General features: G+C 69.9%; 22 protein-coding genes. 7 read left to right on the top strand and 15 right to left on the bottom strand.

Features of this window, described 5'->3' with window-relative positions; genetic code table 11:
- Positions 1 to 26: 26 nt before the first annotated feature.
- The 3 genes from FLW16_RS00895 to FLW16_RS00885 all read right to left on the bottom strand — a co-directional run bounded on the left by FLW16_RS00895 (position 27) and on the right by FLW16_RS00885 (position 2,639).
- On the bottom strand, positions 27 to 830 hold the full coding sequence (locus FLW16_RS00895; protein WP_142556580.1) for a sensor histidine kinase: 804 nt from the start codon (positions 828 to 830) through the stop codon (positions 27 to 29).
- Positions 831 to 928: 98 nt separating this feature from the next.
- Positions 929 to 1,978, bottom strand: a complete 1,050-nt coding sequence (gene trpD / locus FLW16_RS00890) for an anthranilate phosphoribosyltransferase (RefSeq protein WP_142556578.1) — start codon at positions 1,976 to 1,978, stop codon at positions 929 to 931.
- Positions 1,979 to 2,243: 265 nt separating this feature from the next.
- Positions 2,244 to 2,639, bottom strand: coding sequence for a response regulator transcription factor (locus FLW16_RS00885; RefSeq protein WP_079313344.1), 396 nt, complete (start codon positions 2,637 to 2,639; stop codon positions 2,244 to 2,246).
- A gap of 162 nt (positions 2,640 to 2,801) precedes the next feature.
- Between FLW16_RS00885 and FLW16_RS00880 the strand changes: the two genes are divergently transcribed.
- Genes FLW16_RS00880 through FLW16_RS00865 form a run of 4 tightly spaced genes read left to right on the top strand, consistent with a single transcriptional unit; the run spans position 2,802 to position 6,950 of the window.
- Positions 2,802 to 3,419, top strand: a complete 618-nt coding sequence (locus FLW16_RS00880; protein ID WP_030508904.1) for a heme-copper oxidase subunit III — start codon at positions 2,802 to 2,804, stop codon at positions 3,417 to 3,419.
- Positions 3,420 to 3,436: 17 nt separating this feature from the next.
- Positions 3,437 to 4,246, top strand: coding sequence for a c-type cytochrome (locus FLW16_RS00875; protein ID WP_142556576.1), 810 nt, complete (start codon positions 3,437 to 3,439; stop codon positions 4,244 to 4,246).
- Positions 4,243 to 5,322 carry a ubiquinol-cytochrome c reductase iron-sulfur subunit gene (locus tag FLW16_RS00870; RefSeq protein ID WP_142556574.1) on the top strand — a complete coding sequence of 360 codons (1,080 nt, stop codon included), beginning with the start codon at positions 4,243 to 4,245 and terminating at the stop codon, positions 5,320 to 5,322. The genes FLW16_RS00875 and FLW16_RS00870 overlap by 4 nt, the downstream gene beginning before the upstream one ends.
- Positions 5,319 to 6,950 carry a ubiquinol-cytochrome c reductase cytochrome b subunit gene (locus tag FLW16_RS00865; RefSeq protein ID WP_142556572.1) on the top strand — a complete coding sequence of 544 codons (1,632 nt, stop codon included), beginning with the start codon at positions 5,319 to 5,321 and terminating at the stop codon, positions 6,948 to 6,950. The genes FLW16_RS00870 and FLW16_RS00865 overlap by 4 nt, the downstream gene beginning before the upstream one ends.
- A 141-nt stretch (positions 6,951 to 7,091) precedes the next feature.
- Here FLW16_RS00865 and FLW16_RS44330 read toward each other — a convergent pair whose 3' ends face one another.
- From FLW16_RS44330 to coxB, 5 genes are all read right to left on the bottom strand, one after another.
- The gene (locus FLW16_RS44330; RefSeq protein ID WP_396684599.1) at positions 7,092 to 7,268 is read right to left on the bottom strand and encodes a response regulator transcription factor; all 177 of its coding nucleotides are present in this window, start codon (positions 7,266 to 7,268) and stop codon (positions 7,092 to 7,094) included.
- Between the two features lie 209 nt (positions 7,269 to 7,477).
- Complete coding sequence (locus FLW16_RS00855) at positions 7,478 to 8,647, bottom strand: Ig-like domain-containing protein (RefSeq protein ID WP_142556567.1); 1,170 nt, start codon at positions 8,645 to 8,647, stop codon at positions 7,478 to 7,480.
- A gap of 141 nt (positions 8,648 to 8,788) precedes the next feature.
- Entirely contained in the window at positions 8,789 to 9,184 is a 396-nt protein-coding gene (locus FLW16_RS00850; protein ID WP_139578199.1) for a cytochrome c oxidase subunit 4, read from the bottom strand.
- Positions 9,181 to 10,845, bottom strand: coding sequence for a cytochrome c oxidase subunit I (ctaD, locus tag FLW16_RS00845; RefSeq protein WP_260614737.1), 1,665 nt, complete (start codon positions 10,843 to 10,845; stop codon positions 9,181 to 9,183). Before ctaD ends, FLW16_RS00850 begins: the two co-directional genes overlap by 4 nt.
- The gene (coxB, locus tag FLW16_RS00840; protein ID WP_260614736.1) at positions 10,842 to 11,537 is read right to left on the bottom strand and encodes a cytochrome c oxidase subunit II; all 696 of its coding nucleotides are present in this window, start codon (positions 11,535 to 11,537) and stop codon (positions 10,842 to 10,844) included. Before coxB ends, ctaD begins: the two co-directional genes overlap by 4 nt.
- 322 nt (positions 11,538 to 11,859) lie before the next feature.
- Here coxB and FLW16_RS00835 point away from each other — a divergent pair, with 322 nt between their 5' ends.
- Both FLW16_RS00835 and FLW16_RS00830 read left to right on the top strand, forming a co-directional pair.
- Positions 11,860 to 12,993 (top strand): cysteine desulfurase family protein, encoded by a 1,134-nt coding sequence (locus FLW16_RS00835; RefSeq protein ID WP_142556561.1) that lies wholly within the window; start codon positions 11,860 to 11,862, stop codon positions 12,991 to 12,993.
- Positions 12,994 to 13,085: 92 nt separating this feature from the next.
- On the top strand, positions 13,086 to 13,307 hold the full coding sequence (locus FLW16_RS00830) for a sulfurtransferase TusA family protein (protein WP_225898452.1): 222 nt from the start codon (positions 13,086 to 13,088) through the stop codon (positions 13,305 to 13,307).
- Positions 13,308 to 13,317: 10 nt separating this feature from the next.
- Here FLW16_RS00830 and FLW16_RS00825 read toward each other — a convergent pair whose 3' ends face one another.
- The gene (locus FLW16_RS00825) at positions 13,318 to 14,304 is read right to left on the bottom strand and encodes a carbohydrate kinase family protein (protein ID WP_142556558.1); all 987 of its coding nucleotides are present in this window, start codon (positions 14,302 to 14,304) and stop codon (positions 13,318 to 13,320) included.
- Between the two features lie 199 nt (positions 14,305 to 14,503).
- Positions 14,504 to 14,857, bottom strand: coding sequence for an iron-sulfur cluster insertion protein ErpA (gene erpA, locus FLW16_RS00820; RefSeq protein ID WP_036321717.1), 354 nt, complete (start codon positions 14,855 to 14,857; stop codon positions 14,504 to 14,506).
- A gap of 195 nt (positions 14,858 to 15,052) precedes the next feature.
- Between erpA and nadA the strand changes: the two genes are divergently transcribed.
- Positions 15,053 to 16,207, top strand: coding sequence for a quinolinate synthase NadA (gene nadA / locus FLW16_RS00815; RefSeq protein ID WP_221890833.1), 1,155 nt, complete (start codon positions 15,053 to 15,055; stop codon positions 16,205 to 16,207).
- Positions 16,208 to 16,258: 51 nt separating this feature from the next.
- On the opposite strand, the gene FLW16_RS00810 is transcribed toward nadA, so the two are convergent.
- From FLW16_RS00810 to FLW16_RS00790, 5 genes are read right to left on the bottom strand one after another with little or no spacing between them, the layout of a single operon-like run.
- Positions 16,259 to 17,005, bottom strand: a complete 747-nt coding sequence (locus tag FLW16_RS00810) for a maleylpyruvate isomerase family mycothiol-dependent enzyme (RefSeq protein WP_142556554.1) — start codon at positions 17,003 to 17,005, stop codon at positions 16,259 to 16,261.
- Positions 17,006 to 17,020: 15 nt separating this feature from the next.
- On the bottom strand, positions 17,021 to 17,569 hold the full coding sequence (locus FLW16_RS00805; RefSeq protein WP_142556552.1) for a PspA-associated protein PspAB: 549 nt from the start codon (positions 17,567 to 17,569) through the stop codon (positions 17,021 to 17,023).
- 14 nt (positions 17,570 to 17,583) lie between these two features.
- Positions 17,584 to 18,474: a zinc metalloprotease HtpX gene (gene htpX / locus FLW16_RS00800; protein WP_142556550.1), complete on the bottom strand. Its 891-nt coding sequence runs from the start codon at positions 18,472 to 18,474 to the stop codon at positions 17,584 to 17,586.
- Positions 18,474 to 18,752 (bottom strand): PspA-associated protein PspAA, encoded by a 279-nt coding sequence (locus FLW16_RS00795; RefSeq protein WP_142556548.1) that lies wholly within the window; start codon positions 18,750 to 18,752, stop codon positions 18,474 to 18,476. Before FLW16_RS00795 ends, htpX begins: the two co-directional genes overlap by 1 nt.
- On the bottom strand, positions 18,749 to 19,549 hold the full coding sequence (locus FLW16_RS00790; protein WP_142556546.1) for a PspA/IM30 family protein: 801 nt from the start codon (positions 19,547 to 19,549) through the stop codon (positions 18,749 to 18,751). The genes FLW16_RS00795 and FLW16_RS00790 overlap by 4 nt, the downstream gene beginning before the upstream one ends.
- Between the last annotated feature and the right edge of the window lie 119 nt (positions 19,550 to 19,668).

Here is a 19,668-nt window from a genome sequence, read left to right as displayed (position 1 = left end):
GGCCGGGCAGGGCGGAACGCGGCGGATCAGGCCGGACGCAGCAGCCGGACGCGGACCTCGAACCCGCCGGGAAGCGGGTGCGCGGCGACCGAGCCGCCGAACAGCGCCGCGCGCTCCCAGGTGCCGACGAGCCGGTCGCGGGGCAGCCCGTCGTCGTGGACGACGACCTCGACGACGGCGGGCAGCCACCGCAGCGTGACCGTCGCCGTGCGGGCCATGCCGTACCACAGGGCGTTGCCCAGCGCCTCCTCCACGATGCGGTATGCCGACAGCTCCAGCGTGGGGCCGCTCCCCCGGGCGCCGACCTCGGTGAACGAGACGGCGAGCCCGCTCGCGCGGAAGTCGTCTAACAGCCCGGGCAGGTCGCCCAGGCCCGGCTGGGGACCGCGGCGCTGCCCGTCCATGCGCAGCAGACCCATCATCCGGCGCAGGTCGGACAGGACTCTGCGGCCCGACTCCTCGGCCTCGCGGAAGGTCTGCCGCGCCCGTTCCGGGTCCTTGTCCATGATCACCCGGCCCGCTCCCACGCCCAGCGTCATCACGCTCAGGTCGTGGGCCACCAGGTCGTGCAGCTCCGAGGCGATCCGCAGGCGTTCCCAGACGACGTCGTCCTCGGCGCCGGGGTGAACGGGACGCCCGGGCCGCGCGCCGTTCCCGCCCTCCGCCCGGACCTGCCGGCCGCCCCTGCCGCGGTCCCGTCCCGGGGAGACCCCGCCGGGGTGAGAACCGGCCGAGAGCGCGCCGCGCAGGCCGGCGGCGAGTACGGCCATCCCGCCGCGGGCCAAGGCGGCCCATCGGTGGATGACGCGAAGGGCGAACAGGCGCATCATGGCGGGAACGGTACGGCTCAGGCCGAACCCGGCACGTCCCCATCAAGGCGGACGCCTGATCCCTCCAGCGGTGGAGGCGATCCGGATCAGGAGCGCGATCAGGCCTTACCGCCGAGCGCGCGGCTGATCTCGACCCAGCGCTCCAGGGTCTGCGCGGCCCTGCCCGAGTCGACCGCCTCGGTCGCGCGGGCGTACGCCGTGCGCAGGTCGCCCGCCAGGTCGTCGCCCGGGCCGTCGTAGGCGACCAGGCCGGCCGCCGCGTTCAGCAGCACCGCGTCGCGCACCGGCCCCGTCTTGCCGCGCAGCAGGTCGCGCACCGCCGCCGCGTTGAACTCGACGTCGCCGCCGCGTAGGTCGCCCGGCTGGGAGCGGGGAATGCCGAGGTCCGCCGGGTCGATCGTCGTCTGGGTCGCGGTGCCGTCCCGGACGACGAAGACCGTCGACGGGGCCGCGGTGGACAGTTCGTCCAGGCCGTCGTCGCCCCGGAAGACCAGCGCCGACACGCCGCGCTCGGCGAAGACCCCGGCCATGACCGGCAGCATGCGCGCGTCGAACACGCCGATTGCCTGGGCGGCGGGGCGGGCGGGGTTGGCGAGCGGCCCGAGGAAGTTGAACACCGTCGGCACGCCGATCTCCTTGCGTGGCGGGCCGGTGAAGCGCAGCGCGGGGTGGTAGACGGGCGCGAAGCAGAAGGCGATGCCGGCCTCCACCGCGACCCTGGCGGTGGTCTCCGGCGACAGGTCGAGGGCGACGCCCAGGTGCTCGAGCACGTCGGCCGCGCCGCACAGCGAGGAGGCGGCCCGGTTGCCGTGCTTGACGACCCGGGCGCCGGCCGCCGCCGCGACGATCGCGGCCATCGTCGAGACGTTGACGGTGTGCGCCCGGTCGCCGCCGGTGCCGACGATGTCGACCACCGGCCCCTCGACCGCGAGCGGGGTCGCGCGCTCGAACATGGTGCGGACGAGGCCCGTCACCTCGGCGACGGTCTCGCCCTTGGCCCGCAGGGCGACGGCGAAGGCGGCGATCTGCGCCGGGGTGGCCGACCCCGACATGATCTCCCCCATCACCCAGGCCGTCTCGTCGGCCGTCAGGTTCTCACCCGCGAGCAGGGCGTTCAGCGTGGAGGGCCAGGTGGTGCGCGTGTCCATGGTGGGCTCCGCGGGATTCGATGTGGGGTCGGGTCGGCGGTCAGGTGCGACTGGGCGGCGTCGGCGTGCCCGGGTGAAGCCACGGCCCGGTGACGACCGGGTCCCGGTGAGTCAGGTACCGCGTGTGCCCCGGCCCGGGCGGGCCGGTGCGTGACACGTGGGCCCCCGGACCGGGGGCGACGGCGCCCGGCGTCAGTGCGCGCCCGGTGCCGGCGCCCGGGGTTCCAGGGCCCGGAGACGATGTGCCCGGATCAGTGTGCCCGGATCAGTGTGCCCGGGTGAGGCTGAGGCGGCGCCGCATGAGGTCGGCCACGGCCTCGGCGAGGACGACGGGGTCGATGGGCTGCGCGACGACCGCGTCGGCGCGAGACCAGTTGGCCAGCCACCGGTCGTCCCTGCGGGCGATGAGCAGCAGGATCGGCGGGCAGTTGTGCACCTCGTCCTTGGCCTGCCGGCTGACCCCCATTCCGCCGGCCGGCTGGGCCTCGCCGTCGAGGACGGCCACGTCGATGTCGCCGGAGTCGAGGTGCTTGATCACGGCCGGCTGGGTCGCGCACTCGACGATCTCGACGAGGGGCACGTCTGCGGCGGGGCGCCGCCCGATGGCCAGCCGCACCTTCTCGCGGGTGCCTGCGTCGTCGCTGTAGACGAGAACCCTCATTTCACGCTCACTGTCGAATCGCGGGGTATGGTCATCGTGATGCTACCGGCGCGGCTGCACGGCTCGCAGCCCCGGGGCAATTGCTATGACATGCCCGTTTCGTAGGCGCGTATGGACCCTAGCGGGGGGTCGTGGGGCGACCCGACCTGGGGAGCCGCAATAATGCTGGGCGTGGCGACAGCATCCGCAATTACTACGACGACGAGACCGCACGGGTCCAGCCGGCCGAACCTGGTTCAGGTCGGGACCATCGTGTGGTTGTCCTCTGAGCTCATGTTCTTCGCGGCGCTGTTCGCGATGTACTTCACCATCCGGTCGGTCAGCCTGGGGCAGGGCACGCACTGGCCCGAGGCGGACCTCAACGTCCCGTTCGCGACCTTCAACACGACCGTCCTGGTCCTTTCGAGCGTCACGTGCCAGCTGGGCGTGTGGGCCGTCGAGAAAGGCCAGGTCAAGAAGCTGCGATTCTGGTATGTCGTAAGCTTCCTGATGGGTGCGTTCTTCGTGGGCGGACAGCTCTGGGAGTACGGGCACCTGGCGGAGGAGGGGCACATCCTCTCGCACTCCCCGTACGACTCGGTGTTCTACCTGACCACGGGCTTCCATGGCTTGCACGTGACGGGTGGTCTGATCGCGTTCCTGTTCATCCTGGGACGTACGTACGCCGCGAAGCGCTTGACGTATGAGCAGCAGACCAGCGCGATCGTCGTGTCCTACTACTGGCACTTCGTCGACGTGGTCTGGATCGGCCTTTTCGCGACCATCTACATCATCAAATGATCGGAACGGGGATTTCGGTGAACTCCATCACCGCCCGACGGCGCCATCCCCTCGCGCGAGTCGCCGTCCTGGCGCTCGCGCTGGGCCTGCTCGGCGGCGGCTACGCGCTCGCGGCGCCGAACGGCAGCACCGCGGACGCCGCGATCGCGTCCGGCAAGGCCGACGACGTGGCGCAGGGCAAGAGCCTCTTCGTGGCGCACTGCGCGAGCTGCCACGGCATGAACGCCGAGGGCACCAAGAAGGCTCCGACGCTCATCGGCGTCGGAGCCGCCGCCGTGAACTTCCAGGTGAGCAGCGGCCGCATGCCCGCCGCCGACGCGGGCCCGCAGGCCCCGCGCAAGCCGCGCGCGGAGTGGGCGACCGACGAGGCCGTCGACCAGCTCTCGGCGTACGTCCAGTCACTGGGCGGCGGCCCGACGGTGCCCAGCGCCGAGCAGGTCGACCCGGCCAAGGGTGACCCGGCCAAGGGCGGCGAACTCTTCCGCGCCAACTGCATCCAGTGCCACAACTTCGTGGGCGCCGGCGGAGCGCTGACCTACGGCAAGTACGCGCCGCCGCTGAACCCGGCGACGCCGACGCAGATCTACGAGGCGATGGCCACCGGCCCGCAGGCGATGCCGGTGTTCAACGACTCGACGATCACGCCGGAGCAGAAGCGCGACATGATCGCGTACATCACCCACGTGCGGTCGCAGGTCGACCCGGGCGGTTCGGGTCTGGGCCGTATCGGCCCCGTCACCGAGGGTCTTGTAGCGTGGGTCGTGGGTCTCAGCCTCCTGATCCTGGCCTCCATCTGGATCACAGCGAAGAAGCGACGGGCGGCATGACAGAGCAGAACGAGTACCCCGAGAGCGGCCGCGTGCGGACGCGCGTCCTCGGCACGCCGCCCGCAGACGCGCCGATCGTCGACAGCGACCCGATCCACGCGCCCGAGGGCGTTCCCGGCGTGATCCCGCCGGACCCCGTCAAGGCCCGCAAGGCCGAGCGCCTCGTCGCGCTGCTGTTCCTGATCACCTTCCTGGCCGGGGCCGGCTTCATCGCCTCGTACGTGATCTTCCAGGTCGGTTCGATCAACAAGACGGCCACGTCGAACCTCGCACTCGGCGGCACCCTGGCCCTGGCCCTGCTGGCGCTGGCCGCGGGCCTCACGGTCTGGGTGCGGCAGATCATGCCGAAGTACAACCTCGTCCAGGAGCGCCACGAGATGCGCTCCGACGACGAAACGCGCGAGTACGTCAAGGAGACCTTCCTCCAGGGCGCCGAAGAGAGCGGGTTCGTCAAGCACAGGCTGCTGCGCCGCACGCTGCTGCTGGCCGCCGCTCCGCTGGGCCTCGCCCCGCTGGTGCTGCTGAAGGACCTCGGCCCGCTGCCGGGGACCGCGCTCAGGCACACCGTCTGGGGCGAGCCCACCAAGGACGGCAAGCCGCGCCGCCTCGTGGTCGAGGGCTCCGGCCAGCCGATCCGCGCGGCCGACTTCAACTCTCCCGGCGGCATCCTCTCCGTGGTTCCCGAGGGCTACGAGGAGGACCTGAACGCGCTGGCCAAGGCGACGCTGATCCTGCTGAAGTTCCGTCCGGAGGAGCTCAAGTCCGGCACGAACCTCAACTGGACGCACGACGGCATCGTCGCCTACTCCAAGATCTGCACCCACGTGGGCTGCCCGGCGGCTCTCTACGAGCAGACGACGCACCACATCCTCTGCCCGTGCCACCAGTCGACCTTCGACGCGGCGGACGGAGCGAGGGTCGTCTTCGGCCCCGCCGCCCGGCCGCTGCCGCAGCTCCCCATCGGAATCGACGAGGAGGGCTACCTCGTCGCGAAGTCGGACTTCAAGGTCCCCGTCGGTCCCAGCTTCTGGGAGCGTGGCGACGCCGAAGCCGAAGCTAGGGAGAACGCATCATGAACGCTCCCCCGAAGGCCATCGCAGGCCCGTCGACGTTCATCGACGACCGCATCGGCGCGGGGAACTTCCTCAAGCGCAACCTGAGGAAGATCTTCCCCGACCACTGGTCGTTCCTCCTGGGGGAGATCGCGCTCTACTCGTTCATCATCCTGCTGCTGACCGGTACGTTCCTGACGTTCTGGTTCAAGCCGGGCATGGGCGAGGTCACGTACACGGGCAACTACGCCCCGCTGTACGGCGTGAAGATGTCGGAGGCCTACGCCTCGGCGCTGCACATCAGCTTCGACGTCCGTGGCGGTCTGCTGATGCGGCAGATCCACCACTGGTCGGCGCTGCTGTTCGTGGGCGGCATGACTGTGCACATGCTCCGGATCTTCTTCACCGGGGCATACCGCAAGCCGCGCGAGCTCAACTGGATCATCGGCATCCTCCTGCTCTCGCTGGCGCTTCTCGAGGGCCTCACCGGATACTCGCTCCCCGACGACCTGCTCTCCGGCGCGGGTCTGCGGATCACCCAGGGCGTCGCCCAGTCGATCCCGATCGTGGGCACCTACGTCTCGTTCTTCCTGTTCGGCGGCGAGTACCCGGGCCACGACGTCATCTCGCGGTTCTACTCGATCCACATCCTGCTGATCCCGGGCATCCTGCTCGCGCTCGTCTCGGCCCACATGATCCTCATGTGGGTGCAGAAGCACACGCAGATGCCGGGCAAGAACAGGACCGACAAGAACGTGGTGGGCGCCCCGTTCTACCCGGCCTTCATGATCAAGTCGGGCGCGTTCTTCCTGTTCACGTTCGGCGTCATCGCGCTGCTCGGCACGTTCGCCCAGATCAACCCGATCTGGCTGTTCGGGCCGTACACGCCGGCGGACATCTCGGCCGGCTCCCAGCCCGACTGGTACATGGGCTTCCTGGAGGGCGCGCTCCGTCTCATGCCGTCGTGGGAGATCAACTTCCTCGACCACACGGTGACCTTCAGCGTGCTGATCCCGGCGCTGGTGCCGCTGGGCCTCGTCATGACGGGCCTGGCGCTGTATCCGTTCCTGGAGCAGTGGGTCACGGGCGACCGCCGCGAGCACCACGTCGCCGACCGGCCGCGCAACAACCCGCACCGCACCGCGATCGGCATCTCGGGCATGACGTTCTACGGCATCCTGTGGCTGCTGGGCGCCAACGACGAACTCTCGGCGAACTTCCACGTCGACCTGTACACGACGACCTGGTTCGGGCGGATCGCCATCTTCGTCGGCCCGGCCATCGCGTACTGGGTCACCTACCGGATGTGCATCGGCCTCCAGCGCAAGGACGCCGAGGTGCTGTCCCACGGCGTGGAGTCCGGCGTCATCAAGCGGCTGCCGAACGGCCAGTACATCGAGGTCCACACGCCGCCGGCGGAGGACATCGCCGAGCACATCCGCGGCAAGAAGGAGATCCCGGTTCTCGAGAGCGCCGAGGACGGCGAGGGCATCCCGCCCAAGGGCGCCCGCAGCGCGATCGGCCGGCTCCGGGCCAAGATGAGCCAGGCGTACGGAACCGACCGGGTCCCGCTGACCGACGGCCACCACGAGGAGGCCCACGAAGAGGAGCACGCGGGCGTCGGCGCCGGCGACCGCAAGGAGCTCCACTGACGGGCACCTGACCGACCGGCACGAAGCGGCCCGGCAGGGGGGAACCACTCCCCCGGCCGGGCCGCTGTGTTTCCCGCCTCGCTCATCGGGGCGCTCACATCCACCGTGTTCCCCGCCTCGCTCATCGGGGCGCTCTCCCGCTCAGCCGGTCGGTGACACGAGGCCCGTCTCGTAGACGATGAGGACCAGCCGCACCCGGTCACGGGCGCCGAGCTTGGCGAGCAGCCGCGTCACGTACGTCTTGACGGTGGCGGCGCTGACGAACAGCTCGGCGGCGATCTCCGCGTTGGACAGGTCGCGCCCGACGAGGGTCAGCACCTCGGCCCCCCCCCCCGCTCGGTGAGCCCTGTGGCCTGCCGAGGCCGCGGGCGGGGCGCTGCCCGGCCTGCACACCGTCGCCGGCGATCCCGGCTGGATCGCCGCCCGTCTGGCCTGGCTGCCGGCGTTCGCGGCGGCCCTGGCGGTGTGCTGGGCGGTCTTCCGCCGCCACGAGACACGCAGCGCCCCACGCGGTGGCGGAAAGCCGCTCAGAGGGCCTCGGCGGGAGCCGCGCGCAGGCGGCTCCGCTTGAGCCATTCCGGCCAGGAGTCCTGCCAGTAGCTCCAGCCGTTGGTGGCCTCCAGCTTGCGCGGCGTTCCGGTCACGATGATCGGGTCGCCGATCAGGGTGTTCTCCTTGAACCACTTGCCGTTCTCCGGGCTGACGTTCACGCAGCCGTGGCTCACGTTGGAGTTGCCCTGGTCGCCCACCGACCAGGGCGCCGAGTGGACGTACTCACCGCTGTTGGAGATGCGCACGGTGTTGTAGACGGTGGTCTGGTAGTAGCCGGCCTGGCCCGGGCCGGCGTCCGGCGAGGTCATGACCGTGACGTCCTCCCTGGACATCGCCACGTGGATGCCGCTGGTGGTGTGGTGGCGCATCACGCCGCCCATGCCCGCGCTGATCGGCATGTTCTTGATCTGCTTGCCGTCCCGCTCGATCTTCATGTAGTGGGTCTGGGTGTTGGCGACGCTGATCTGCGAGCGGCCGACCTCGAAGTCCCTTACGTAGTCCTGCTTGCCATACATGCCCTCGCCGCCCCTGATGCCGGCCAGGCGCGCGGTGACGCGGACCTTCGTGTACGTCGGCCAGTACTTCTCCGGGCGGAAGACCACGTTCTTGTCGTCGAGCCAGTGCCAGGCGCCGTCGATGGGCTTGGACGCCTGCACGATCAGGTTGCGCTCGACGGACACGCGGTCGGTGACCGGCTTGTCGAAGGTGATGATGATCGGCATGCCGACGCCGACCGTCAGGCCGGTGTCCTGCTTGTTGGGCAGCAGGGTGGAGATGCCGAAGGTCTTGGCGGCCTGTTTCGTGGCGAAGCGCACGGTCCTGGTGGCCGACCCGCCGGGGCCCGCGGCCGTCGCCTCGACGCTGTAGGCCGTCCCCGGGGCCATGGGACGCTCGCTGCGCCACTGGGTGCGGTCGGGGCTGAAGACGCCCGCCACGGGCCGTCCCGCGGCCTGTACGGCCACGTGGGTGAGCTTGCCGCCCGCCGCGCCGATCAGGATCGGAAGCTCGGGCGGCAGGTCGGCGGCGCCGTCGATCGGGCTGATGCTGATCGCCGTCCCGGAGCCTCGATCCTCGTCCCGCCCGCTTGACGTGGAACACCCGGCAACCATCACGAGAAGGGCCAGCGCCCCCGCACCAGCACGCACGTCCGTCCCCCTAGCGTCGCTTTCCGGGGGTTATTCCCTGGTGGCGTACCGTTCGGGCAGTCAGGGGACCGCGTGCCGGCAAAGAACGCGAACGGCCGGTCGGCGAGATCGCCGACCGGCCGCCCAGCGGGGTTCACGCACTCAGTGCGAGAAGTTGCCCCGGTAGTACTGGAACACGAACCCGATCATGCTCATGACCGTGCAGAACAGGCCGATGAAGAACAGCCACCAGCCGACCGCGAAGCCGAAGAACGTGAGCGCGGCCGACAGGCACACGAACAGCGGCCACCAGCTGTGCGGGCTGTAGAAGCCGATCTCGCCCGCGCCGTCGCTGATCTCGGCCTCCTTGTTGTCCTCCGGCTGGTCGCCGATGCGGCGCGCCGTGAACAGCAGGTAGTAACCGATCATGAGGGCCAGGCCGACGGAGATCGCCATGGCGGTGGTGCCGGTCGGCTCCTTGGACCAGAACCAGTAGACCACGTCCGCGGCGGCGAAGAAGATGCCGCAGAGCAGGAACATCCATCCCTGGATCTTCATCGGGACTCCTCCACCAGCTCCGGCTTGGCGGTGATGTGCGGGTACTTGAGGTCGAACGCCGGGCGCTCGGACCGGATCCGCGGCAGCGACAGGAAGTTGTGCCGCGGCGGCGGGCAGGAGGTCGCCCACTCGAGCGAGCCGCCGAAGCCCCACGGGTCGTCCACGGTGACCTTGGGAGCCTTACGCCACGTCACCCAGACGTTGTAGAAGAACGGCAGGGTGGACAGGCCCAGCAGGAGCGCGCCGGCCGAGGAGACCATGTTCAGGTCGGTGAAGCCGTCGGCCGCCGAGTAGTCGGCGTAGCGGCGGGGGAAGCCGATGACGCCCAGCCAGTGCTGCACCAGGAAAGTCAGGTGGAAGCCGAAGAACAGCAGCCAGAAGTGGAGCTTGCCGATCTTGTCGTTCAGCATCTTGCCGGTGAACTTGGGCCACCAGAAGTAGAACCCGGCGAACATCGCGAACACCACGGTGCCGAAGACCACGTAGTGGAAGTGGGCCACGACGAAGTAGGTGTCGCTGATGTGGAAGTCCAGCGGGGGCGACGCCAGGATGACGCCGGTCAGACCGCCGAACAGGAAGGTCACCAGGAAGCCGACCGCGAACAGCATCGGCGCCTCGAACGACAGGTGTCCCCGCCACATGGTGCCGATCCAGTTGAAGAACTTCACACCGGTCGGCACGGCGATGAGGAACGTCATGAACGAGAAGAACGGCAGCAGCACCTGTCCGGTGACGAACATGTGGTGCGCCCAGACGGTGACCGACAGGCCCGCGATGGCGATGGTCGCGCCGACCAGGCCGATGTACCCGAAGATCGGCTTACGGCTGAAGACCGGAAGGATCTCGGTGATGATGCCGAAGAACGGCAGCGCGATGATGTAGACCTCGGGGTGCCCGAAGAACCAGAACAGGTGCTGCCACAGCATCGCCCCGCCCGTGGGCGAGTCGAAGATGTGCGCGCCCAGCTTGCGGTCGGCCTCCAGGGCGAGCAGCGCGGCGGCCAGCACCGGGAAGGCCAGCAGCACGAGGATGCTGGTCAGCAGGATGTTCCAGGTGAAGATCGGCATCCGGAACATCGTCATGCCGGGGGCGCGCATGGTGAGGATCGTGGTGATGAAGTTCACCGCGCCGAGGATCGTGCCGAGACCGGACAGCGCCAGGCCCATGACCCACAGGTCGCTGCCGAGACCCGGCGAGGTCACCGCGTTGGACAGCGGCGCGTACGCGGTCCAGCCGAACGACGCGGACCCGTTCGGGGTGAAGAAGCCGGAGACGGCGATCGTGCTGCCGAACAGGTAGAGCCAGTAGCTCACCATGTTCAGCCGGGGGAACGCCACGTCAGGGGCGCCGATCTGCAGCGGCATCAGCTCGTTGGCGAAGCCGGCGAACAGCGGCGTCGCGAACATGAGCAGCATGATCGTGCCGTGCATCGTGAACAGCTGGTTGAACTGCTCGTTCGACACGACCTGCAGCCCCGGCTGCGCGAGCTCGGCCCGCATCACCAGCGCCATGAGGCCGCCGATGAGGAAGAACACGAACGACGTGATCAGGTAGAGGTGCCCGATCACCTTGTGGTCGGTCGAGGACAGCCACTTGGCGATGACCGTGCCCTTGGTGTACGGCCGGGCGACGATGCCGGCCGGTTCCTGGATGGCGGTCACTGCGCACTCCCCGCCTGGCTCTTGATGTACTGGTCGAATTCGGCCTGCGGCACGAGCTTCACGGAGAACAGCATCTTGCTGTGGTCGGTGCCGCAGAGCTCGGCGCATCGGCCGACGAAGACGCCCGTCTTGTTGAGCGTCGTGATCTGGAAGTGGTTGTGCACGTTGCCCGGGAAGACGTCCTGCTTGAACAGGAACGCCGGCACCCAGAACGAGTGGATGACGTCGGGCGAGTGCAGGTCGAACTGCACCTGGGTGTTGACCGGCAGCACGAGCTGCGGACCCTGCGGGTTCTCCGGGCTCTGCTTGCTGAGGTCCACCGGCACGCCCGCGACCACGGCCTTCTGGCCCTGGTACTCGGTCGTGAAGCGCCAGCTCCACTGGTAGCCCTCGACGGCGACCTTGACCGGGGCGGCCTTGGTGATCCGCGTGATCTCGGTCTCGTCGCGGGCCGTGAAGTAGAAGAAGACCGCGACCATGATGACCGGGACCACCGTGTAGAGGATCTCGATCGGCAGGTTGTAGCGCACCTGCGGAGGCAGCTGATCGGGGCTGTTCTTCTTCTTACGATGGAAGATGCACGCCCACAGGATCAGTCCCCAGACGACCACACCGGTGGCGAGAGCCGCGATCCAGCTCCCGTTCCAGAGCGTCTGGACGATGTCGGCCTGCTTGGTGACACCTTCCGGCATGCCCCCACGGGACCACTGATCGATCGCCTGGTTGCTACACGCCGTCCCGGACGCCACCAGCAGCGCCAGGGCGGCGGCTCCGGGCAACCGGCGGCGTGCCCACGGTCGCCGTGTCGTACGGCGGGTCGGACTCACGGATCGCCTACCCCACAGATGAAGCCCAAGAGTTCCTCTCCTGGGCGGTTTTTCCAATTGACCCTTGGGTGAGACCGGCACCAACCTTGTGGCCGGTCTGCCCTTTACTTTCCTGAGTTCACGCTGGGGGACACATTAGCGCGGACCGGCGCCGCCCCTCTGAGCAGCCCCCGTTAATGTCCTAACTGTGGCCTACCTGGACGCGGCTTCGACCGAACCTCTCCATCCCGCGGCCCGTGACGCCTTGCTGGCGGCGATCGACGCCGGCTGGGCCGATCCCGCCCGCCTGTACGGCACGGCGCGCCGCGCCCAGATGTTACTGGAGCGGGCGAGGGCAGAGGTAGCCGAACTGATCGGCGCCCGGCCCGACGAGGTGTCGTTCACCTCGTCGGGGACGCAGGCCGTCCACCTGGGAGTGCTCGGCACGCTGGCCGGCCGCCGCCGGGCCGGGACCCGCCTGGTGGCGGGCGCCGTCGAGCACTCCAGCGTCCTGCACGCGGGCGAGGTCCACGAGCGCGCCGGCGGCGAGGTGGAGATCGTGGGCGTGGGCCGCACGGGCCGGGTGGACGAAGGCGCGTTCGCCGAGGCCGTCGCGCGGCCCGGCACGGCCCTGGCGTGCCTGCAGACGGCCAACCACGAGGTCGGGACCCTCCAGCCGGTGGAGGAGGCCGCGCGGGCCTGCCGGGAGGCGGGCGTGCCGCTGCTGGTCGACGCCGCCCAGTCGGCGGGCCGCCTGCCGGTCCCCGAGGGCTGGTCGGTCCTCACCGCGAGCGCGCACAAGTGGGGCGGCCCGGCCGGGGTGGGCGTGCTGGCGGTGCGCAAGGGCGTGCGCTGGCGCTCGCCCCTGCCCGAGGACGAGCGGGAGCGGCGGCGCGTGCCGGGGTTCGAGAACGTGCCCGCGATCGTGGCCGCCGCCGCGGCGCTGCGCGCCCGGGCCGAGGAGGCGGAGGCCGAGGGGCGGCGGCTGTCCGCCCTGGTCGACCGGATCCGCGCCGAGGTGCCCCGCCTGGTGCCCGACGTGGAGGTCGTCGGCGACCCGGTCCTGCGTCTGCCGCACATCGTGACGTTCTCCTGCCTGTACGTCGAGGGCGAGGCGCTGCTGACCGAGCTCGACAAGGCCGGTTTCGCCGTCTCGTCCGGCAGCTCGTGCACGGCGAGTACGCTTCGTCCATCGCACGTTCTGGAGGCAATGGGCGTGCTTACGCATGGGAATGTGCGGGTATCGCTGCCCCGTGGCGCGTCCGAGGACGACATCGATCGTTTCCTCGCGGTGCTCCCGGACATCGTGCGGCGGATCCGGTCGAGCTTGGGGGTGCACTGATGTGGCGCAGACGGACGGGCGGCGCCCGGCGGTCTCCCGAGGCGGCTCAGGCCGAGCCCGCCGGGCCGGTCCAGCCGGCGGAGCCGCCCGCGCTGACGATCGACGCGCTGGGCCGCAAGTGCCCGATCCCGATCATCATGCTGGCCGAGCGGATCAACCAGGTGGCGACGGGCGGCGTGGTCGCCGTGCTGGCCGACGACCCCGCCGCGTTCACCGACGTCCCGGCCTGGTGCCGGTTGAAGTCACACGAGCACGTGGGGAGCTACGAGCTGCCGCAGGGCGGCTGGTCCATCCACGTGCGCCGCAACTACTGAGAGCCTGTCCTCAGGCGTAGTGGCAGCGGGCGTGCGCGCCCACCTCGTCGGCCGCCTCGGAGCCGTACGCCGCGGCGAAGCGCTCCAGGAAGACGCGCTGGCTCAGCTCGTACTCCTGGCAGCCGACCCGCTCGAGCACGTGGGTGGCGGTGAGGTTGCCGATCTGGCCGCAGCGCTCCAGCGGCAGCCCCCAGGCGAGGCCCGCGAGGAACCCGGCGCGGAAGGCGTCGCCGACGCCGGTCGGGTCGGCCTTGCCCAGCTCCGGAGCCGGCGAGATGTGCAGCGACGGCTCGCCCTTCCTGTCGATCCTGGCGCCCTTGGGGCCGAGGGTGGTCACCCGGACGCCGACCCGGTCGAGGATCTCCTCGCCGGACCAGCCGGTCTTCTGCTCGATCAGCCCGAGCTCGTAGTCGTTGCTGAACAGGTACGCCGCGCCCTCCACGAGCTGGCGGATCTCCTCCCCCGGCATGCGGGCGAGCTGCTGCGACGGGTCGGCGGCGAACGGGATGCCCCGCCGGCGCGCCTCGTCGGTGTGCCGCAGCATCGCCGCCGGGTCGTTGGGGCTGATCAGCACGAGGTCGAGCCCGCCGAGACGCTCGGCGATCGGGCCCAGCTCGATCTCCCTCGCCTCGGCCATCGCACCGGTGTAGAACGAGGCGATCTGGTTGTGGTCCTCGTCCGTGGTGCACAGGAAGCGCGCCGTGTGGTGCAACTCGGAGATGTGCACCGAGGCGCAGTCGACGCCGTGGCGCTCCAGCCAGGAGCGGTAGTCGGCGAAGTCGGTGCCGACGGCGCCGACGAGGACCGGGGTGAGTCCCAGGCAGCCCATGCCGAACGCGATGTTGGCCGCGCATCCGCCACGGCGGATCTGCAGATCGTCGACGAGGAACGACAACGACACCCGGTCGAGCTGCTCGGCGATGAGCTGGTCGCCGAAGCGGCCGGGGAACGTCATCAGGTGGTCGGTGGCGATGGAGCCGGTGACGGCGATGCGCACGGGGTCATTCTCCTCGTTGTCAGCATCAAAGAGACAGGGCGGGGACGTTGATCCCGCCGAACCTACTGAGCGTACCGTCTCGGGACATGACGACGCCCCGTACGGAGCCATCCGTACGGGGCGCTCGACCCACGCTCTATCGCGGCACGAGCCCGGCGCCGCCGGGCGCGCGCTCGCCGTCAGTCGAACGACGCGCTCGTCAGTTGAACGAGTCGCCGCACGCGCACGACCCCGTGGCGTTGGGGTTGTCGATGGTGAAGCCCTGCTTCTCGATGGTGTCCACGAAGTCGACCGTGGCCCCGACGAGGTACGGCGCGCTCATCCGGTCGGTGACGACGTTCACGCCGCCGAAGGTGGAGACCACGTCGCCGTCCATCGAGCGGTCGTCGAAGAAGAGCTGGTAACGCAGCCCGGAACAGCCACCCGGCTGGACGGCCACCCGAAGCTGCAGCCCTTCCTCGCCCTGCTGCTCGAGCAGGCTCTTGACCTTGGCGGCGGCCGCGTCAGTCAGGATCAGGCCCTGCTGCGTGGTCTCGCTGCTCTCAACCGTCATGTGCTGACTCCCGCGTCTGCGCCAACCGCCCTTCGGGGCGGTCGATTGGTTCCGACGTCCTACCTAGACGCTACCAACACCCGTGAAGCCCTACACATTCCACGTGCCTCACGGGCAACCGTGCGACGAACCAGGCGATGTGATGTGTAATGATTAGTCGTCAGTTAGACGATAAGTCCCCGAGGGGGTGTGGTCGTGACGATCACAGAGACCGGCCTTCCGCTTTTCGTCCTCGGCCGGGGCACCGACCCGCACAGCGAACGCGGCGTCGACTGCCCGGGCGAGCTGCCTCCCGCGTCCGATCCGACCCTCGTGGAGCGCGCCCGCGTGGCCAAGGAGCGGCTCGGCGACCGGTTGTTCGTGCTCGGTCACCACTACCAGCGTGACGAGGTCATCCAGTTCGCCGACGTGACCGGCGACTCGTTCAAGCTCGCCCGCGAGGCCGCCGCCCGGCCCGAGGCGGAGTACATCGTGTTCTGCGGTGTCCACTTCATGGCGGAGTCGGCCGACATCCTGACCGGTGACACGCAGAAGGTGGTGCTCCCCGATCTGGCCGCGGGCTGCTCGATGGCCGACATGGCGACCTTCACCCAGGTCGAGGACTGCTGGGACGCCCTGGAGGACGCCGGCATCGCCGACCGGGTGGTGCCGATCACGTACATGAACTCCAGCGCGGACATCAAGGCGTTCTGCGGGCGGCACGGCGGCGCCGTGTGCACCTCCTCGAACGCCAAGCGCGCCCTCGACTGGGCCTTCGAGCAGGGCGAGAAGGTGCTGTTCCTGCCCGACCAGCATCTGGGCCGCAACACGGCCGTGCTGGAGATGGGGCTGTCGCTGGACGACTGCGTGGTCTACAACCCGCACCGCCCGAACGGCGGCCTCACCCGGGAGCAGCTGGAGAACGCGAAGATGATCCTGTGGAAGGGCCACTGCTCGGTCCACGGGCGCTTCTCCGCCGCGTGCGTGGACGAGGTGCGGGCCCGCATCCCCGGGGTGAACGTGCTCGTGCACCCCGAGTGCCGCCACGAGGTCGTGACCAAGGCCGACTTCGTCGGCTCGACCGAGTACATCATCCGCAAGCTGGAGGAGGCCCCGGCCGGGTCCTCCTGGGCCGTCGGAACGGAGCTGAACCTGGTGCGCCGCCTGGCCGACCGGTTCTCCGACAAGACCATCACGTTCCTCGACAAGACCGTGTGCTACTGCTCCACCATGAACCGCATCGACCTGCCGCACCTGGTCTGGGCGCTGGAGTCGCTGGCCGACGGCGAGGTCGTCAACCAGATCACCGTCGACGCGGACACCACCCACTGGGCCAAGGTCGCCCTCGACCGCATGCTGGCCCTGCCCTAGTCGTGATTTCGAGAAGCGGGCGCCCCCGGATCTCCGGGGGCGCCCGCTTTCTCAGATCTTGGCCCGCTCGCGCCAGAATCGCAGCAGATCGTCGTCGCCGTGGACCGCGTCGGGCTCGCGCCGGTTCCACAGCGTCAGCATCAGGTCCCCGGTCGTCGGCGCGTGCACGACGACGTCGGCCGGGGCGTCGGACCTCTCGTAGGTGAACCCCTCGGGGGTGAGCCGGACGAGCCAGGCCCCGCCCGTATCGGTCCGCCAGGAGATCGTCTCCCCGTCGCTCCTGAGCTCGGCGACGAGCGGCCGCCACCGGGCGTACGGAAGCACGTCGAAGAACTCCTCCACACCGTCGGCCGCGACGTCCTCGTCGATCCGGGGGGCGGCGCCGAGGGCGATCTCGGCGTCGGCGCGGTGGACGACGGTCTCGTGGAGCTGGCGGCGGGACCAGAAGCGGGCGCTGCGGTCCCCCGCCCAGCCCCACACCTCGGTGTCCGGGTCGCGGCCCTTCAGCGCCTCGGCTAGCTGGACGGCTCCCGCCTCCAGCCAGTCGGCGTGGCCGGCGAAGTCCTCGGGGAAGCCGTGGTCCATCGCGGCGCGGTCGTATCGGCGGCCGGCGGCGTCCCGCACCATCGCGGCGGCCCACCGGTGCACGGCGCCGGTGTGCTCGACCAGCTCCCTGAGGTCCCATCCCGGGCAGGTCGGCACGGGCGTGGCGCCGTCCCGTCCCCGTACGGCCTCGGCCATCCGGCCGATCTCCGCGGCCGCGGCCTCGGTGTGCCGCACGTGGGTCCACTCGGTCATGAGGACTCCCGAAGGTCAGAGGCCGGGGGCGCCCCAGACGGGAAACCAGCTCGCGAGCTCGGGCTCGATCGTGAGCTCGTGGTCCAGGACGCCGCGCACCTGCAGTTCCAGCGCGTTGTCGCGGCGTGGTTCGCCGATGGGGGCGAAGGGGTAGAACGTGCCGCGCTTGTAGAGATACACGATCGCCAGCTTCCTGTGCGAGGGGTCGGCGAAGGTGACGAGCGAGCACAGCAACGACGGGCCGAACCCGGCCGATTCAAGGGACGAGTTGGCGGCGTGCAGGTCGGTCACGAGCCCGGCGACGTCGGGGTTGCGCACCTGCAGCCAGGTGTAGCCGTAGGAGTCCCGGGAGACCTCGACCCTGCCCATCAGGGCCTCGATGTCCTGTTCGAGCCGGGCGAAGGCGCCGCCCTCCGCGGCGCGGAAGCACACAGAGCCGGTTCCCGCCGGGGCGAATCCGGTGGCGGCCTGCAACGTGACGGCGGCCGACGGCAGGGCGAACAGCGCGTCCAGGTCGGGCCTGGCGGGCTTGGAGCGGCCGAGCAGGGAGTCGAACCAGCCCATTCAGCGCCTCCTCATCAGCGGCCCAGCGCCGCGGAGATCCTGGCGAGCTGGTCCAGCCGGCGCTCCAGCGACGGGTGGGTCGACAGCAGCGAGGCGACGCTCTGCCCCGACAGGGCGGGCACGAAGAAGAAGGCGTTGAACGGCTGCGCCTCGCGCAGGTCCCTGGTGGGGATCCTGCCGATTTCGCCGCTGATCTTGACCAGCGCGCTGGCCAGGGCGCTCGGCTGCTGCGTCAGCAGCGCGCCCGCGCGGTCGGCGGCCAGTTCGCGGTAGCGCGACAGCGCCCGCGTCAGCAGGAAGCTGACGGCGTAGACCAGGCCGGAGACCGCGAAGATGATCAGGCCGATCGGAGGCCCGTTGTCGTTCCTCCGGCCGCCCAGACCGGTGTAGAGCGCGAAGCGCGTCATCAGGCCGGCCACGACCCCCAGGAACGAGGCGATCGTCATCACCGCCACGTCCCGGTGGGCCACGTGGGACATCTCGTGGGCCAGCACCCCTTCGAGCTCCCGCGCGTCGAGCCTGCGCAGGATGCCGGTGGTCACGCAGACCACCGAGTTCTTCTGGTTGCGTCCGGTGGCGAACGCGTTCGGGATGTCCGAGTCCGCGATCGCCACCCGCGGCTTCGGCATCCCCGCCATCGCGCTCAGCCGGTCGATGATCCCGTGCAGCTCGGGAGCCTCCTGCGGGGAGACCTCCCGCCCGTGCATCGCGAACAGCGCGATCTTGTCGGACAGGAAGTACTGCGCCAGCAGGAGACCCCCGGCGATCACGAGCACGGTGACCGCACGTACGCCCGCCGCGACCAGGACGGCCACGAACGCGACGTAGAGCAACCCGAGCAGGAACATCGTCACGGTCATCCGGACGGTGAGGCCGCGATCAGGGGCGAACCGCGTGGAGGCCATCAGCCAGGGATGAGCCCGGTGTCCCCGAGCATCTCCCGCACTTCCTCGATCGAGGCGTCGGCCGGCGGCAGGATCAGCTCGGACGGCTCCAGCGAGTCGTCCGGCAGGGCCTTGCCGACGTGACGCACCTTGTCGAGGAGCGCGTGCAGCTTGGTGCGGAAATCGGTCTCGTCGCCCGACTCGATCGCCGCTTCCAGCTCGCTGTCGAGCTCGTTGAGTACGTCGATGTCGGCGGCGCCGATCTCGACCTGTCCCTCACCCATGATTCTGACGATCACAGCCCCTCCCCGGGCTGGCGCAGCTGCTGGGTGTGCTGCTGGCTGGACGGGGCGGCCTGGCCCTGCTGGCCGGGCTCGATGGCGCTCCTCGGCGCCGGGCCCTGGCCGAGCTCGGCCTTCATCTTGGCGAGCTCCAGCTCGATGTCCGAGCCGGCGCCCATGCGGTCGAGCTCCGCCTGGATGTCGTCGCGCTGCCCGGTGAAGTCGTCCAGCGCGCCGCTGGCGAGCAGCTCGTCGATGGCGCCCGCGCGCGCCTGCATCTGCGCGGTCTTGTCCTCGGCCCGCTGGATCGCCAGGCCGACGTCGCCCATCTCCTCGGAGATACCGGAGAACGCCTCGTTGATCCTGGTCTGGGCCTCGGCCGCCGTGTAGGTGGCCTTGATGGTCTCCTTCTTCGTACGGAAGGAGTCGACCTTGGCCTGGAGCCGCTGGCTGGCGAGGGTGAGCTTCTCCTCCTCGCCCTGCAGGTTGCTGTACTGGATGCGCAGGTCGGCGATCTGGGCGTTGAGACCGTTGCGGCGGGTGAGCGCCTCGCGGGCCAGATCCTCTCGCCCGGCCGACAGGGCCTGCCTGCTCTGGTTCTCCAGCTTCGTGGCCTGCCCTTCGAGCTGGTTGATCTGCAGCTCCACCCGCTTGCGGCTGGTGGCCACGTCGGCCACGCCCCGGCGGACCTTCTGCAGCAGCTCCAGCTGGCGCTGATAGGAATAGTCCAGCGTCTCCCGCGGATCCTCCATCTTGTCCAGGGCCTTGTTGGCCTTGGACTTGAAGATCATGGAAAGTCTCTTCATCACGCTCATGCGCGTCGGCCGTCCCCTTCTCCAAGGTTGTGCGTGGGTGACCCCAGCCGTCTCAAGCCCCTTGTCAGGCGGCGTGGCCGCCTGGGTTCACCCTACGCATAACGCGCGAGGGCGTCACT

It is taken from the genome of Microbispora sp. KK1-11 (assembly GCF_006874435.1).
Taxonomy (GTDB): domain Bacteria; phylum Actinomycetota; class Actinomycetes; order Streptosporangiales; family Streptosporangiaceae; genus Microbispora; species Microbispora catharanthi.
Note: the sequence above shows the minus strand (reverse complement) of the source record. Positions and strands in the feature narration are given on the sequence as shown.

Excerpts from the sequence above, each read along its gene's own strand:
- erpA (WP_036321717.1), bottom strand. The coding sequence starts at position 14,857 with ATGACGGTTGAGAGCAGCGAGACCACGCAGCAGGGCCTGATCCTGACT.
- coxB (WP_260614736.1), bottom strand. The coding sequence starts at position 11,537 with ATGCCGGAAGGTGTCACCAAGCAGGCCGACATCGTCCAGACGCTCTGG.
- FLW16_RS00805 (WP_142556552.1), bottom strand. The coding sequence starts at position 17,569 with ATGGGCTGGTTCGACTCCCTGCTCGGCCGCTCCAAGCCCGCCAGGCCC.
- htpX (WP_142556550.1), bottom strand. The coding sequence starts at position 18,474 with ATGGCCTCCACGCGGTTCGCCCCTGATCGCGGCCTCACCGTCCGGATG.
- FLW16_RS00790 (WP_142556546.1), bottom strand. The coding sequence starts at position 19,549 with ATGAGCGTGATGAAGAGACTTTCCATGATCTTCAAGTCCAAGGCCAAC.
- FLW16_RS00880 (WP_030508904.1), top strand. The coding sequence starts at position 2,802 with ATGCTGGGCGTGGCGACAGCATCCGCAATTACTACGACGACGAGACCG.
- FLW16_RS00850 (WP_139578199.1), bottom strand. The coding sequence starts at position 9,184 with ATGAAGATCCAGGGATGGATGTTCCTGCTCTGCGGCATCTTCTTCGCC.
- trpD (WP_142556578.1), bottom strand. The coding sequence starts at position 1,978 with ATGGACACGCGCACCACCTGGCCCTCCACGCTGAACGCCCTGCTCGCG.
- FLW16_RS00870 (WP_142556574.1), top strand. The coding sequence starts at position 4,243 with ATGACAGAGCAGAACGAGTACCCCGAGAGCGGCCGCGTGCGGACGCGC.
- FLW16_RS00865 (WP_142556572.1), top strand. The coding sequence starts at position 5,319 with ATGAACGCTCCCCCGAAGGCCATCGCAGGCCCGTCGACGTTCATCGAC.
- FLW16_RS00810 (WP_142556554.1), bottom strand. The coding sequence starts at position 17,005 with ATGACCGAGTGGACCCACGTGCGGCACACCGAGGCCGCGGCCGCGGAG.
- FLW16_RS00895 (WP_142556580.1), bottom strand. The coding sequence starts at position 830 with ATGATGCGCCTGTTCGCCCTTCGCGTCATCCACCGATGGGCCGCCTTG.
- FLW16_RS00885 (WP_079313344.1), bottom strand. The coding sequence starts at position 2,639 with ATGAGGGTTCTCGTCTACAGCGACGACGCAGGCACCCGCGAGAAGGTG.